Here is a 16740-nt window from a genome sequence, read left to right as displayed (position 1 = left end):
CCTCCTGGTTCGGCGGGTGCGGTGGGGTTCTCCGGGGCGGCGGGTCACAGGTCGTTCAACGCCTTGTCGAGCTCGGCCGCCAGGGTCTGGAGGTACGGGGCGCGCATGACGCTGTAGTGGTCGCCGGGCACGTCGACGCTCTCCGCCCGGTCGCCGAGCAGCTCCAGCCACCGCCGGGTGGTGGCCGTGCTGGCCCCGTCCATCGCCCGCAGCAGCCGGACCCGGCCCCGGTACGGGACGGGCCGGTGCTCGGCCAGCGCCCGGCTGAGGCGCAGGAACCGGCCCGCGAGCCGCTCCAGGGTGGCGCCGTCGATCTCCTCCGGCAGGACGCCGGCCCGCCGGGCCCGGGTCAGCAGCTCCTCGACCGGGGAGCCGCCGTCGACCGGCTCGAACTCCTCCGGCCCGGGGTTCCAGTCGTGGCCGGCCAGCCCGGCCAGGTCGCGGGCGAACCGGGCCAGCAACGCCGGCTCGGCGGCGGGCTCGGTGCGGCCGGGCGGTTCGAGCAGGTCCACGGCCGCGACCAGCTCGACCGCCGCGCCCCGGTCGGTGAGCAGCCGGGCGGTCTCCAGGGCGATCACCCCGCCCATCGACCAGCCGCCGAGCCGGTACGGGCCGTCCGGGAACCCCGCGGTGATCGCGTCGGCGTAGTGCGCGGCCAGTTCGGCCACGGTCCGCGGGGCGGTCCGCACCCCGGGGTCCGCTTCGGCGTCCGCTTCGGGGTACTGGAGGGCGTGGACCGGCTGGTCCCCGTCCAGCAGGGCGGCGAGCCCGGCGTAGCAGAGCACGTCGCCGCCGACCGGGTGGACCAGGAACAGCGGCGGCCGGGTCCCGGTGCCCCGGACGGTGACCAGGGCCGCCCGGCCCTCGTCCTCGGCCCGCTCGCGCAGCACCCCGGCGAGCGCCTCGACGGTCGGCCGGGCGAGCAGCGTGGCCACCGGCAGCGAGCGGCCGGTGCACTGCCTGATCCGGGCCATCATCCGCACCGCGAGCATGGAGTCGCCGCCGAGGTCGAAGAAGTTCGCCGTGACGTCGAAACCGGCGGGGTCCGGGGCGGCGTCGGAGGGGTCCGGGGCGGTGTCGGCGGCCGCCGCGGGAGTGCCGAAGAACTCGGCCCAGATCCCGGCGAGCAGCCGCTCGGCCGCGTCGCGCGGGGCGACCGCCCCGCCGGGGCGCGGGGCCGCGAGCCCGGGCGAGGGAAGCCGCCGGCGGTCCACCTTGCCGTTGTCGGTCAGCGGCAGCTCCGGCAGCAGGACGATCCGGGCGGGCACCAGGTACCCCGGCAGTTCCCGGCCGAGCGCCGCGCGCAGCTCCTCCTCGGAGGCGTCCGCCACCGCGTAGCCGACGAGCCGCCGCGGGCCGCCGCGCTCGCCCTCGGCCACCACGGCCGCCGCCCGGACGTCCGGCCGGCGCAGCAGCGCCGCCTCGACCTCGCCGAGCTCGATCCGGTGGCCCTGGATCTTCACCTGGAAGTCCGCGCGCCCGAGGAACTCGATGTCGCCGTCCGGCAGGTAGCGGCCGAGGTCGCCGGTGCGGTAGAGCCGCTCCCCCGTCACCGGGTGGCGCGGGAAGGCCGCGCGGGTCTTCTCCTCGTCGCCGAGGTAGCCGCGGGCCAGGCCGGTGCCCGCGATGTACAGGTCGCCGGGGACCCAGGCCGGGCGCGGCCGCAGCGCCTCGTCCAGCACATGGAAGCGCTGGTTCCGCATCGGCCGGCCGTACGGGATGCTCGTCCGCTCCGGGTCCACGTCGGTGATCGGGTGCAGGATCGACCAGATCGAGGCCTCGGTCGCACCGCCCAGGCCGACGACCCGCGCGTCCGGCAGGACCGCGGCGACGGCGCCGGGGAGGGTGACGGGGATCCAGTCGCCGCTCATCATCACCAGCCGCAGCGGGAACGGGCCGCCGAGCGCCCGCACGTGCTCGACGAACATCTCCATCAGCGCGGGGACGCTGTTCCAGACCGTCACCCGGTGCCGGGTCACCAGGTCCAGCCAGGCGGCCGGCTCGCGCTGCGCCGGGGCGTCGGGCAGGACCACGGCGCCGCCGACCGCGAGCAGGCCGAACACGTCGTAGACCGAGAGGTCGAAGTTGAACGCGGACAGCGCCAGCACCCGGTCGTCCCCGGTCACGCCGAACCGGTCGTTGACGTCCCGGATCGTGTTGACCGCGCCGGTGTGCTCGATCATCACGCCCTTCGGCACCCCGGTGGAGCCCGAGGTGAAGATGACGTACGCGAGGTCCTCGGGCCGGGCCGGGGAGGGCGGCAGCGGGCCGTCCGTGCCGGTGTCCTCCGGCTCGGTGTCGACGTGCAGCGCGCGGGTGCCGTCCGGCAGGTCGAGCCCGGCCGCGACCGCCGAGCGGGTCAGCACCAGGCCGATCCCGGCGGTCTCCACGATCATCCGCAGGCGGGGGCCGGGCACAGCGGCGTCGACCGGCACGTAGGCGGCCCCGGTCTTGAGGACGGCCAGCGCCGCGACGACCTGCTCCCAGCCCTTGTCCAGCACGATGCCGACCAGCGCGCCCGGGCCGGCGCCGTCCTCGATCAGCCGACGGGCGATCCGGTCGGACCGGCGGTCCACCTCGCGGTAGCTGAGGGTCCGGGCGGCGGTGATGACGGCGGGCGCGTCCGGCCGGGCCGCGGCCTGCCGCAGGAACGCGTCGTGCAGCAGCTCGGCGGGGACGGGGCCGTCGGTGGCGTTGACGGCCCGGCGGACCGCCAGGTCGGACTCCGGCGCGAGCACAGCCGGCGGGCGGCGCCACGCGCCCTCCTCGCACAGGCCGCGCACCAGGTCCCGGTAGGCCTCCCACATCCCGTCGACGACGCCCTCGGGGAACACCTCCTCCACCACGTCCCAGTTCAGGACCAGCTCCCCGGCCTCCTCCAGGGCCTGGTGGTCGAGCCACACCTGCGGGGTGCGCACCGAGCTGGAGGCCAGCTCGCCGGCGGTGCCGAGCGCGGTCAGCGTGGTGAGCGCCCCGCGCTGCTCCGGGCCGCCGTCGGCGGTGTTGTCGGTGTTGTCGCCGTCGGCGGTGTTGTCGGCGGCGTCGCTCCGGGCGGAGAAGCCGATCGTGCTGGTGAAGACCACCGGCATGCCCGCCAGGCCCGTCCCGCCGCGGGTGCGGTTGAGTTCGCGCAGCACCTCGACGCCGCTGACGTGGCCGTGTTCGAGGTCGGCCAGCAGCTGGTCCTGGAGGCGCGCGGCGCCCGCGGCGAAGGCCTCGCCGGGGGCGGCGTCGACCTCCAGCAGGGTGGTGGCGCTGAGGTTGCCGACCACCCGGCCGGCGTCCTCGTGCAGCGGCCGCCGGTGGAACGCCAGCAGGTTGAGCGTGAAGCGCGGCGAGGCGCTCCAGGCGCCCAGCACCTGCGCGTACGCGGCGCACAGCGCGGCCGAGGGCGAGAGGCCCGCCGCCGCGGCGTGCTCCTTGAAGCGCCGCCACGCCCCGGCCCCGACCCGGGCCGTGCGGTGGACGAACTCCGGCCGCCGGGGCGCCGGGCCCGGGCGCAGCGGCAGGGCGGGCGCGGGCGGCAGCGAGTCGACGCGGGCCCGCCAGTAGGCGAGCGACCGCTCGCGCCCCTCGGCGTCCGCCCCGGCGGCGGCGAGCACGTAGTCGCGGTAGGTGACGGCCGGGGCGGGGGTCGCGGGCGCCCCGTGGCGGTAGGCCTGCGCCCACTCCCGGAACAGCAGCCCGGAGCTGCGGCCGTCGATGATCAGCGCGTCGAAGTTGAGGTGCAGCCGGGTGGTGCGGGCGTCGAGCAGGGTGGCCCGGACGTCGAACAGCGGCCAGGCCTCGGTGTCGAAGACCTGGTCCCGCATCTCCCGGTGGATCGCGGCCAGCCGGCGCTCCCGCTCGGCCTGGTCGCAGGCCCGCAGGTCGACGGTGGCGATCCGGTACTCGGGGACCTCGGCGAGCACCCGCTGGTGCCCGTCCCGGGAGACGACCGCGCGGAGCATGTCGTGCCGGTCGACGAGCTGCCGGAAGGAGGCGGCCAGCCGGTCCGGGTCGGTGTCGGTCAGGTCCACCTCGACCAGGAAGGAGGTGGAGACGTTGCCGAGCTCGAAGGCGTCGGTCCGGCCGACCAGGTAGGCCTGCTGGAGGTCGGTGAGCGGGAACGGCTCGTGGCGGGCCGCCGGGTCGGCGACCAGCGCCGTCCCGGGTCGTCGGGCGTCATCGCCGCCGCTGTTGTCGCCGCGTGCGGCCCGGACGGCGTCGGCGATCGCGGTGACGCCGCGGCCGTCCAGCAGGTCGCGCAGCGGCAGGTCCACGCCGAGCCGCCGGGCGAGGGTCTGCCGGATGTCCATCGCGATCAGCGAGTCGACGGCCAGGCGCCGCAGCGGCAGCTCCCGGTCGTCGCCGGTGACGGCCGCGCCGCGCGCCCGGCCGACGATGCCGGCCACCAGCTCGACGACGTCCTCGGCGGGTCCCTGCGTCGCGGGCGGCTCCGTCGCGGGCGGCTCCGTCGCGGACTCGGTGGGCGGCAGGGCGTCCGGCACCGCCTCCAGGCGCACGCCGTCGGCGAGCGCCACCGGCGTACCGTCGGGGCCGACCAACCGTACCTGCGCGACCAGCGACCCCTCCGGTGCCGGTGCCCCGGCGCGGCGCGGGGCGCCGGTCCAGAGCCAGTAGCGCTCGCGCTGGAACGGGTACCCGGGCAGGCGCACCGGCGGCCCGGCGGGCTCGCCGTGCACGCGCGCCCAGTCGATCCGCGCGCCCCGGGTGTAGAGCGCGCCGAGGCTGTCGAGGAGGGTGCGCCGGGCGTCCTCCCCCGGGCGCAGCGACGGCAGGACCACGGTGTGCCCGGCCGCCCGGACCTCGTCGAGCAGCGGCGAGGCGGGCCCGAGCTCGACGAAGGTGCGGTGGCCGTCCCGCAGCAGCGCGGCGAGGCCGGCGGCGAACCGCTCCGACCCGGCGGCGTCCGGCCCGGCCGTCTCCGGCGCGGCCGCGTTCCGGACCGTACGGGCCGCCACCAGCGCGTCCTCCGGGCTCATCGTGCCCGTGACGCACGCGGCCACCAGCTCGCCGGTGCCGTGGCCGAGGACGGCGGCGGGCCGCACGCCCCACGAGCGCCACAGCTCGGCGAGCGCGTAGCCGACGGCGAACGGCGAGAGCCGGCCGCCGGGCGCCTCGGCGCACTGGTCCAGGGCGCGGCGGAAGACCGGCTCGGCCTCGGCCAGGACGGCGACCGCCTCGGCGTCCGGCCCGGCCAGGGGGCCGGCGGCGCCGGTGAGGAGGAACACCGGGCCCCGGCCGCCCTCCGGGGTCCGGGTGCCGACCCGGACGCCGGCCGGCGGCTCCTCCTCCCGGCGGGTCCGCAGGAGGAGGTCCCGCAGCTCGGCGGCCGAGGAGGCGACGGCCGTCAGCCGGTGCGGGAAGTGCGCCCGGCCGAGGCCGGTGGCCCGGCAGACCGCCGCCAAGCCGGACCCGCCGGCCGCACCCGGCCCGTCGCCCGCGAGCAACTCGGTGTAGCGGTCGGTGAGTTCGGCGAGCGCGGCCGGCGACTTGGCGGACAGGGTCAGCAGCCGCGGCCCGCCCGGACCGGCCTCCCCGTCCCCGGTCTCCCCCGCCTCCAAGGCGGCCGGGGCCTCCTCGATGATCACGTGGGCGTTGGTGCCGCTGATGCCCTGCGAGGACACCCCGGCCCGCCTGGGCCCGGCCGACCCCGGCCAGGCGGCCCGCTCGGCGACCAGCTCGACCGCGCCCGCCGACCAGTCGACGTGCGGGGTGGGCTCGTCCGCGTACAGGGTGGCGGGGAGCGTGCCGTGACGCATCGACAGCACCGTCTTGATCACCCCGGCGACGCCCGCCGCCGCCTGGGAGTGCCCGATGTTGGGCTTCAACGAGCCCAGCCGCAGCGGCCGGTCCCGGTCCTGCCCGTAGGCGGCCAGCAGGGCGCGCGCCTCGATCGGGTCGCCGAGCTCCGTGCCGGTGCTGCTCGCCTCCACCACCTGGACGTCGCCGGGCGACAGCCGGGCGTCCGCCAGCGCCTGCCGGATGACCCGCTGCTGCGCGGACCCGCTCGGCGCGGTGAAGCCGTTGCTGGCACCGTCCTGGTTCACCGCGCTGCCGCGCACCACGGCCAGCACCGGGTGGCCGTGCCGCCGCGCGTCCGACAGCCGTTCCAGCAGCAGCACGCCCACGCCCTCGGAGAGCCCGCTGCCGCCGGCCCCGGCCGAGAACGGGCGGCACCGGCCGTCCGGCGCCACGCCCTGCATCCTGGTGAACTCGGTGAACAGCTGCGGGGTGGACATGACCGTCGCCCCGCCCGCCAGCGCCATCGCGCACTCGCCGCCGCGCAGCGACCGGACGGCCAGGTGCAGCGCGACCAGCGAGGACGAACAGGCCGTCTCCACGGTGATCGCCGGACCGCGCAGGCCGAGCGTGTACGAGATCCGGCCGGACGCCGCGCCGCCCACCGCCCCGGTGGTCAGGAAGCCCTCGGCCTCCTCGGGCACCTCGCCGCGCCCCAGCCCGTAGTCGAGGTTCGACAGGCCGGCGAACACCCCGGTCTCGGTGTCGCGCACCGACTCCGGGTCGATCCCGGCGTCCTCGAAGGCCCGCCAGGCGGTCTCCAGCAGCAGCCGCTGCTGCGGGTCCATGGCCAGCGCCTCGCGCGGGCTGATCCCGAAGAAGCCGGCGTCGAACTCGGCCGCGTCGTACAGGAATCCGCCGGAACCGGTCAGGCTCCGGCCGCCGCCCTCGGGGTCGTACAGCCCCTCCTCCCAGCCCCGGTCACGGGGGAACGCGCCGACGCTCTCCCCGCCCTCGGCCAGCAGCCGCCACAGCGCGTCGGGCGAGTCGACCCCGCCCGGGTACCGGCACGCCATGCCGACGATCGCGATCGGCTCCCGCTCCCCCTCCTCCAGCTCGCGCAGGCGCCCGCGCGCCTCGTGCAGGTCGAGGGTGAGGCGCTTGAGGTATCCGAGCAGCTTCTCGTCCGATGCTGATGCCATGACGGATCGGTCCTCCGTGGGGATCTGGTGGGCTCGTGGTCGTAGGGGGTGGGAGGGGTGGGGCGGCGGACCGGGGTCAGATGAGCTCGCGGTCGATGAAGTCGAGGAGCTCCTCGGCGGTCGCGGCCTCGACGAGGGCCGCCACGTCCTCGTCGAGGGCCGTCGCGTCCTGGTCGCACTCCCCGGCGGCCGGCTCGGGCCCGGTTCCCTCAGCCGGCCCGGTCTCGTGGACGGGCGGGGCGAGCCCGGCGTCCAGGACGGCGACCAGCTCGGGCAGCGTCGGCGCCTCGAACAGCAGGGTGAGCGGGAGCTTGAGCCCCGTCGCCGTGCCGAGGCGGTTGCGGAACTCGACCGAGGTGAGCGAGTCGAAGCCGAGCTCGCCGAACGGCCGGTCGTCCGGGATCGCCTCGGGCCGGGAGCCCAGGACGGCGGCCATGTGGGTCCGGACCAGGTCGGCCAGGACGTCGGCGCGTTCACCGGCGGTCAGGCCACCCAGCTCCTCGCGCAGCGGGCGGTGCCGCCGTGGCGTCGGGCCGTTCCCGCCCCACCCCGCTCCGGCGGCCGCCACGACCTCGCGCAGCACCGGCGGGAGGTCCGGTCCGAGGTCGCGCAGGACCTCGCGGTCGAGTCGGGCGGGCACCAGGACGGCGTGCGGTGACGGCAGCGCCGCGTCCAGCAGGGCCAGGCCGTGCCCGGGGTCGATCTCCACCAGCCCGGCCCGGGCGAAGCGGGCGCGGTCGGCGTCGCCGAGGGCGCCCAGCATGCCGTCCGGGTCGCCCCACAGGCCCCAGGCCAGCGCGAGGGCGGGCAGGCCCTGGGCGCGGCGGTGCCGGGCGAGCCCGTCGAGGAAGGCGTTGGCGGCGGTGTAGCCGCCCTGGCCGGCGCCGCCGAGCGTCCCCATCACCGAGGAGACCAGGACGAAGGCGGTGAGCGGGTGACCGGCGGTCAGCTCGTGCAGGTGCCAGGCGCCGTCGGCCTTGACCCGCATCACCCGGTCGATCCGCGCGGGGGTGAGCGAGGCGACGGGCGCGTCGTCCACCACGCCGGCGGCGTGGATCACGGCGGTCAGCGGGTGCCGGGCGGGGACCGCCGCGATCATCGCGGCGACGGCGGCCCGGTCGGCGACGTCCACGGCCGCGAACGCCACCTCGGCGCCGAGCGCGGTCAGTTCGGCCGCCAGCTCGGCGGCTCCCGGCGCATCGCCTCCCCGGCGGCCGGCCAGCAGCAGCCGCCGGGCGCCGTGCCCGGTGACCAGGTGCCGCGCCACGGCCCGGCCGATGGCGCCCGTCCCGCCGGTGATCAGGACGGTTCCGTCCGGGTCGAGGACCGGCGGGACGGTGAGCACGACCTTGCCGACGTGGGTGCCCTGGCGCAGCAGCCCGAAGGCCTCGGGCGCCCGCCGGACGTCCAGGTCGGTGACGGCGGGCCAGCCGAACGCGCCCCGGGCGAACAGCTCGACCGTCCGCTCCAGCAGGCGGGCGAGGTGCTCGGGCGGCAGCTGGAGCAGGTTGAACGCCCGGTAGCGCACGCCGGGGTGCGCGGCGGCCACCTCGGCGGGGTCGCGCTGTTCGGTCCGGCCGAGCTCGACCAGGAGCCCGCCGGGACGCAGCAGCCGCAGCGACTCGTCGACGAGCTCGCCGGTCAGCGAGTTCAGGACGAGCGCCATCCGCCGGTCGCCCGCGTCGGGGCCCGCACCCGGGCCGGCACTCGGGCCGGCACCGAAGCGGGCGCCGAAGCCGGGCTCGCGGGAGGAGGCGAGGTGGTCGTCGTCGAGGCCGAGGGCGCGCAGCGCGGGCCACTTGGCGGGGCTCGCGGTCGCGAAGACCTCCGCGCCCAGGTGCCGGGCCAGCTGGACGGCGGCCAGACCGACGCCGCCCGCCCCGGCGTGGACCAGCACCCGGTCCCCCGCGCCCACGCCGCCCAGTTCGACCAGGGCGTGCAGGGCGGTCAGGTGGGCGACCGGCACGGCGGCGGCCCGGGTGAAGGACCAGTCGTCCGGGATCCTGACCAGGGTGCGCTGGTCGGCCTGGGCCACCGTGCCGAACGCCGCCGGGAACAGGCCCGTCACCCGGTCGCCGACGGCCAGGCCGGTGACCCCGGGGCCGGTCGCGGTGACCACGCCCGCGCCCTCCAGGCCGAGCGGGCCCGGATCGCCGGGGTGCATGTCGAGCGCGCCCAGGACGTCGTGGAAGTTCAGCCCGGCGGCGCGGACCGCGACCCGGACCCGGCCGGGGCCGGGCTCGGCGGCGGCCTCGGGGCAGGGGCGCAGCTCCAGGCCGGTGAGGGTGCCGCGCTCGGGGATGTCCAGGTGCCAGGCCGCCGCGTCCTCGGGGGGCCGCAGCGCGGGATCGCCCACGGCGGACACCAGCCGGGGCACCAGGACGGCGCCGTCGCGGACGGCCAGCTGGTTCTCCTCCGGGGTCAGTACGGCGGCCGGGACCTCGGGAGTGCCTTCGGTCGCGGTGGTGCCGGGGGCCAGGTCGACCAGGGTGAACCGGCCCGGGTGCTCGACCTGGGCGGTGCGCACCAGGCCCCAGACCGCCGCCTGGGCGAGGTCCCGGACGGTCTCGCCGGGCCGCACGGCGACCGCGCCCCGGGTGACCAGCACCAGACGGGACCCGGCGAGCCGGTCCTCGGCGAGCCACCGGGCGAGCAGGTCCCGGGTGCGGTGGACGGCGGTCCTGGCCGCCGTCGCCGGGTCGGTGGCGTCCTGCTGTCCGTACGATCCGTGCGGTCCGTGCGCTCCGGTCGGGCAGTCCACCACGGTGGGCGTGTCCGGGTCGGCCGCCGCGAGCAGTGCGTCCGGGTCGAGGCCGTCCCACGGGACGACCGGCAACGGGCCGGCCGGCAACGACACCGGCTCCGGCACCGACTCCCGCAGCGGTTCCCAGCCGAGGGCGAACAGCGAGTCGCGCGCGGCGGCGGCCGGGTCGGCGGGGTATCCCGCCGCGACCGGGCGCAGCTCCACCGCCTCGACCAGCCCCACCGGCTCCCCCGAGGCGTCGAGCAGGGCCAGCGGGAGGCCGCCGTCCGAGGCGGGCCCGGCCAGCACCCGCAGGAACGTCCGGCCGCCGGCCGGAGCGGCCGTCAGGGACACTCCGCGCCAGCGCACCGGCTGTACGGGCCGCCCCTCGTGGCCCGGGGCGGCGGCGATCAGACCGTGCAGGGAGGCGTCGAGCAGGGCGGGGTGCAGCCGGTAGGACCCGGCGTCGGCCTCCGCCGGCTCGGGCAGGACGGCCTCGGCGTACTGCCCGCCGTCGGCGCCCCGCCAGGCGGCCCGCAGGCCCTGGAAGGCCGGCCCGGGCTGGTGGCCGCGCAGGGCGAGGTCCTCGTACATCCGGGTCGACGGCACCGGCGTCGCGCCGGTCGGCGGCCAATCGGTGGCGGCCCGGTTCCGGAGCGGGGCCGGGGCCTGGGCAGGGATGTGGTCGGCGCTCAGGGTGCCGGTGGCGTGCTCGATCCACTCGCCGCCGCCCGTCGCCCGGCCCGAGATCCGGCAGGTCCGCAGCCCGTCGCCGTCCGCGCCGGACACCCGTACGCGCAGGTCGACGGCGCCGTCCGCGGGCAGCTCCATCGGGGTGGCGACGGTCAGTTCCTCGATCCGCGCCGTCCCGGCCTTCGCTCCCGCGTGCAGGGCCAGCTCCAGGAACGCGGTGCCCGGCACGACGACCGTCCCGGCGAGGACGTGGTCGGCCAGCCAGGGGTGGCTGCGGGCCGACAGCCGTCCGGTGAACACCGTCTCGCCGTCGCCGAGTTCGACGGCCGCGCCGAGCAGGGGGTGCTCGGCCGGTGCCTGGCCGAGGTCGGCCGTGCCGGTCGGCCCGGCCGCTCCGGTGAGCCAGTAGCGGCGGCCCTGGAAGGGGTAGGTGGGCAGGTCGACGTGGCCGGCCGCCGCACCGGTGAGGCGCTCCCAGGCGACGGGCAGACCGCGGACGTGGGCCTCGGCGGCGGAGGTGAGGAAGCGGCGCAGGCCGCCGTCGTCGCGGCGCAGCGAGCCGGTGACGATCCCGTCGACACCGGCCTCCTCCAGGATCTGGCCGATGCTGCCGCCCAGCACCGGGTGCGGGCCGACCTCGACGAAGGTGGTGTGGCCGGAGGCGACGAGCGCCTCGACGGCCTCCTGGAAGCGCACGGTGTGCCGCAGGTTCCGGTACCAGTAGGCCGCGTCCAGCCCGGCGCCGTCCTGCCAGTCGGCGGTGACCGAGGACATCAGCGCGATCCCGCCGCCGCGCGGCGTCAGCGGCGCCAGCCCGGCCAGGAGCTCCGCCCGGATCGGTTCGACTGCCGGGCAGTGCGAGGCGAAGGCCGCCGGGATCACCCGGGCGTTGACGCCCTCGGCCCGGTACCCGTCGACCAGGGCGGCGATCGCGTCCGGGGCGCCGGCCACGGCGGTGACGGCCGGTCCGTTGACCGCGGCGATGCTCAGCGCGCCGAGGCGCTCCCGCACCCGCGCGGCGGGCAGCGGGACGACGGCCATCGCCCCCCGGCCCATCAGGTCGACGGCCAGGCGGCTGCGCAGCGCGATGGCGCGGGCGCCGTCCTCCAGGGAGAGCGCCCCGGCCACCACGGCGGCGGCGAGCTCGCCCTGGGAGTGGCCGACCACGGCGTCCGGGACGACCCCGGCCTCCCGCCACAGCTCGGCCAGCGACACCATCACCGCCCACAGCGCGGGCTGCACGACGTCGATCCGGTCGAGCGGGGACGCGCCGGTCGGCGCGCCGGTCCGGGAGTCGGACGCGGCGTCCGTCCGGGCCTCGGACGCGGCGTCCGTCCGGGCCTCGGCCGGGGCGTCCGTCCGGGTTTCGGCCCGGCCATCGGCCAGGACGTCGGCCAACGACCAGTCGACGTACGGCGCGAGCGCCCGCTCGCACTCGGCCAGGCGGGCCGCGAACACCGGGCTCTCGGCGGCGAGTCGCGCCGCCATCCCGCGCCACTGGCCGCCCTGGCCGGGGAAGACCAGGACGGTCCGGCCGGGCTCGCCGGCCCGGCCGGTGACCAGGCCGGGAGCCTCCTCGGCGCGGGCCAGCGCCGCCAGCGCCCGCTCGGCCTCCGGCCGGTCGGCGGCGACCACCACGGCACGCTCGTCCCAGGAGGTCCGGGCGGTCAGGGCCGGCGCGGCGGCGACCGGGTCGAGCGGCCCGTCGGCCAGCCCGCGGGCCCGCTCCCGCAGCGCCTCCGGGGTGCGGGCCGCCAGCACGACCGGCACCACGGGCGGTGCCGCCGGTCCTCCCGCCGCCCCGGGCCCGGTCGGCTGCCCGGGCTGCTGCCCGGCCGGCGGCTCGGTCAGGATCACGTGCGCGTTGGTGCCGCTGATCCCGAACGAGGAGACGCCGCCGCGCCGGGGCTCCCCGGTCTCCGGCCAGGGCCGGGCCCGGTCGAGCAGGGCCACCGAGCCGGCCGTCCAGTCGACGTGCGGGGACGGCTCGTCGGCGTGCAGCGTGGCGGGCAGCGCGCCCCGCCGGAGCGCCTGGACCATCTTGATCACGCCGCCGACGCCCGCCGCGGCCTGGGCGTGCCCGATGTTGGACTTGAGGGACCCGAGCCACAGCGGCCGCTCCCGGCCCTGCCCGTACGCGGCCAGCAGGGCGTTGGCCTCGATCGGGTCGCCCAGGGCGGTGCCGGTCCCGTGCGCCTCCACGGCGTCGACCTGCCGCGGCGCGAGCCCGGCGTCGGCGAGCGCGTCCTCGATCACGCGCTGCTGGGCGACGCCGCTGGGCGCGGACAGCCCGTTGGAGGCGCCGTCGGAGTTGACGGCGCTGCCGGCCACGACCGCCAGCACCGGGTGGCCGTGGCGGCGGGCGTCCGAGAGCCGCTCCACCACGACCATGCCCGCGCCCTCGCCCCAGCCGGTGCCGTCCGCCCCGGCGGAGAACGCCTTGCAGCGGCCGTCGGCGGCCAGCACCCGCTGGCGGGACAGCTCCACGAACATGCCGGGCGTCGCCATGACGGTGACCCCGCCGGCCAGGGCGAGCGAGCACTCCCCGGCCCGGACCGACCGCACCGCCTGGTGCAGCGCGACCAGCGACGCCGAGCACGCGGTGTCCACCGTCAGCGCGGGCCCGTTCAGCCCGAGGACGTACGCGATCCGCCCGGAGACCACGCTCACGCTGGTGCCCGTCAGCAGGTGCCCCGCGACGCCGGGCCCGGCCGCCTCCATGCTCGGCCCGTAGCCGGAGTGCATCGCCCCGGCGAACACGCCGGTCCGGCTGCCCTTCAGCGCGGTGGGGTCGATCCCGGCCCGCTCCAGCGCCTCCCAGGCGACCTCCAGCAGGAGCCGCTGCTGCGGGTCCATGGCGAGGGCCTCGCGCGGGCTGATCCCGAAGAACTCCGCGTCGAAGTCCGGGACGTCCCGGACGAAGCCGCCCCGGCGGACGTAGGAGGTGCCGGCCCGGTCCGGGTCCGGGTGGTGGAGCGCCGCCAGGTCCCAGCCCCGGTCGTCGGGGAAGTCGCCGATGGCGTCGGTGCCGGCGTCGACCAGGTCCCACAGGTCCTCGGGCGAGCGCACCCCGCCGGGGAAGCGGCAGGCCATGCCGACGATGACCACGGGGTCGTCGGCCTCGTCGTCGTTTCCGGCCTTGCCGTCGTTGCCGTCGTTGTCGGCCTCCGGCTCGGCCTCGTTGTCCTTGTCGGCCTCGTCGTTCGCCGTCAGCGCGCCGATCACGGCGGCGAGGGCGGCCGGGCTCGGGTGGTCGTACAGGACGGTGCTCTCCAGGTTCAGCCCCGTCGCGGCCGCCAGCCGGTCGCGCAGTTCGAGCGTCATGGCCGAGTCCAGGCCCATCTCGCGGAACGTCCGCCCGGGCCGGACGTCGGCGGCCGAGCCCGTGCCCAGCACGACGGCGGTCAGGCTCCGGACCAGCTCCAGGACCGACCGCCCGTCCAGGGCCGGAACCGGCGCCGGGGTCGACGCCGGCGTCTGCGTCCCCTCGTCCGCCCGCTCGCTCCCGGCGGCCCCCGGCATCCCGGACGGCCAGTAGGAGCGGCGCTGGAACGGGTAGGTCGGCAGGTCGGCGAGCGGCGCCGAGGCGGGCAGCAGCGCGGACCAGTCGACCGGGACGCCCCGGACGAAGGCCTCGGCCGCCGCCGTGAGGAACCGCCGGCGGCCGCCGTGGCCGCGCCGGAGCGTGCTCAGCGCGGCGCCGTCCCCGCCGTGCAGGTCGATCGCCTGCCGGACGCCCATCGCCAGCACCGGGTGAGGGCTGATCTCCAGGAAGGTCGAGTGGCCCGCGTCCAGCAGGTGTTCGACGACCGGCCCGAACCGGACCGGCTCGCGCAGGTTGCGGAACCAGTACCCGGGGCCCAGCTCGGCGGTGTCGATCGGTCCGGCGGTGACGGTCGAGTGGAACGGCACGTCGGTGGAGCGCGGGGCGATCCCGGCGAACGCGGCGAGCAGGCCGTCCCGAAGCTCCTCGACGGCCGCGCTGTGCGAGGCGTAGTCGATCGGGATCCGCCGGGTGCGCACCCGCTGCCCGTAGTGGGCGGCCAGCGCGTCGAGCGCGGCCGCCGGCCCCGCCACCACCGTGTGCGCCGGGCCGTTGACCGCCGCGACCGACAGCCCGGGGCCGCCGGCCGCCGCGCGGTCGACTCCCGCGAGCTCGAGCGCCACGAGGTCCCGCTCCACCCGCTCGGCCGGGAGGTCCACCGACAACAGGCCGCCACCGCCCGCGATCCGGTTCAGCACCCGGCTGCGCAGGGCCACGATCCGCGCACCGTCCCGGAGCGACAGGGCGCCCACGGCGGTGGCGGCGGCGATCTCGCCCTGCGAGTGCCCCACCACGGCGGCCGGCTCCACCCCGGCCGAGCGCCACAGCGCGGCCAGCGACACCATCACCGCCCACAGCGCGGGCTGGACCGCCTCGTCGCCCTCCAGCGGCGGCGCGCCGGGGACCCCGCGCAGGACATCGGCCAACGACCAGTCCACGTACGGGCGGAGGGCCTCGGCGCACTCGTCGATCCGCTCGGCGAAGAACGGGGAGGTCTCGATCAGCTCCGCCGCCATGCCCGTCCACTGCGAGCCCTGGCCGGGGAAGACGAAGACCGGCCGCACCGGCGGCCCCTCGTGCCGGCCCTCCACCACGGCCGCCGACGGCCGCCCGGCCGCCCGGTCCGCGAGTTCGGCGAGGAAGCCGTCCCGGCCGTCCGCGACGACCACGCAGCGGTGCTCGAACGCGGTGCGGGTGACGGCCAGCGACCGGCCCACCGAGGCCGCCCCGAGCGCCGGACGCGCCGCCACATGGGCGCGCAGCCGTTCGGCCTGGTCGCGCAGCGCGGGCTCGTCCCGCCCGGACAGGACCCAGGGCAGCGCCCCGGCCTCCTCCTTCTCCTCGGATACTGCTTCCACGCCCGGCCAATCCGACAGGATCACATGGCAGTTGGTGCCGCCGATCCCGAACGAGCTGACTCCGGCGACCAGTTGACCGTGCGGCGAGGGCCAGGCCCCGGTCTCGGTGTTCACCCGCAGCCGCAGCTCGTCGAGCGGGACCCGCTCGCCGGGCCCGACGTGGTTCAGGCTGGGCACGAGCTCGCGCTCGGCGAGGCACAGGACGGTCTTGATGAACCCGGCGATCCCCGCCGCGCCCTCCAGATGGCCGATGTTCGTCTTCACCGACCCGACCAGCAGCGGATCGCCCTCGCCGCGCACCGAGCCCAGCGCCGCACCGAGCGCCGCGGCCTCGACCGGGTCGCCGGCCCGCGTCCCCGAACCGTGCAGCTCGACGTACTGGACCTCGCCCGGCTCGACGCCCGCGTCGACGCAGGCCTCCAGGAGCACCCGCTCCTGCGACGCCCGGCCCGGGGTCGGCAGCGTCTGCGTCGCGCCGTCGTTGTTCAGGGCGCTGCCGCGGATGACGGCGTGGATGCGGTCGCCGTCCCGGACGGCGGCCTCCAGCAGCTTGAGCACCACCACCCCGCCGCCCTCGCCCCGGACGTAGCCGTTGGCGCGGGCGTCGAAGGTGAAGCAGCGCCCGTCCGGCGACAGCGTTCCGGCCCGCTCCAGCGCCCGGGTGCTCTCCGGCGCGAGGACCAGGCTCACCCCGCCGGCCAGCGCCAGCTCGGACTCGCCGCTGCGCAGGCTCGCGCACGCCAGGTGCACGGCGGCCAGCGAGGACGACTGGCCGGTGTCCACCACCAGGCTCGGACCGTGCAGGCCCAGCGTGTACGAGATCCGGTTGGCGGTCACCCCGCGCTGCAGCCCGGTCAGGGTGTGCCCGGTCACCGCGTCGGGGCCCAGCCCGTGCAGCAGCGTCGCGTAGTCGTCCGCGATCACCCCCAGGAACACGCCCGTCCGGCTGCCCTCCAGGGCGCCCGGCAGGGTCCTGGCGTCCTCCAGCGCCTCCCACGCCAGTTCGAGGGCCAGCCGCTGCTGCGGGTCCATCGCCACGGCCTCACGCCGTGAGATGCCGAAGAACTCGGGGTCGAACCCGTCCACCCCGTCCAGGAACCCCCCGCGCGCCGGGCCCCGGCCGCCCCGCCGCCCGACCACCGCGTCACCACCGCCGCGCAGCAGCCGCCAGAACGCCTCCGGCCCGTCCGCCTGCGGAAAGCGGCAGCCGACCCCGACCACCGCGACCGCGCGCGCCGGGAGCTCACGCCCGCCACGACAACCAGCACTGTCCATCATCGATGCCCCCCGCAGTGAGAATCAGACGGCCGACCACCGGAAGGCCCCGACGGACCACCGGGTCGTCGCCCCGGGTCCGCCCTTGAACCGGCGAGTTCGGTCGCGGGAGATCCCGGCCGCCACCTCGACGCCGATGCCCGCCCCACGAGGATGCGCCCGCCCGCACACCACCGGAAC

At 77.6% G+C, this 16740-nt stretch carries 2 protein-coding genes; both read right to left on the bottom strand.

All coding sequences use genetic code 11. The features are described from left to right. Positions 1-44 precede the first annotated feature (44 nt). Entirely contained in the window at positions 45-6947 is a 6903-nt protein-coding gene (locus tag ACLWS4_RS03175) for an amino acid adenylation domain-containing protein (RefSeq protein ID WP_416873311.1), read from the bottom strand. Between the two features lie 76 nt (positions 6948-7023). Further along, on the bottom strand, positions 7024-16563 hold the full coding sequence (locus tag ACLWS4_RS03170; protein ID WP_416873310.1) for a type I polyketide synthase: 9540 nt from the start codon (positions 16561-16563) through the stop codon (positions 7024-7026). Between the last annotated feature and the right edge of the window lie 177 nt (positions 16564-16740).

It is taken from the genome of Kitasatospora sp. SC0581 (assembly GCF_048159585.1).
Taxonomy (GTDB): Bacteria; Actinomycetota; Actinomycetes; order Streptomycetales; family Streptomycetaceae; genus Kitasatospora.
The sequence above is the reverse complement of the archived record's forward strand: the minus strand, read 5'-3'. Positions and strand labels throughout refer to the sequence as shown.

Coding starts and splice junctions, on each gene's coding strand:
- ACLWS4_RS03175 (WP_416873311.1), bottom strand. CDS start 6,947: ATGGCATCAGCATCGGACGAGAAGCTGCTCGGATACCTCAAGCGCCTC.
- ACLWS4_RS03170 (WP_416873310.1), bottom strand. CDS start 16,563: ATGATGGACAGTGCTGGTTGTCGTGGCGGGCGTGAGCTCCCGGCGCGC.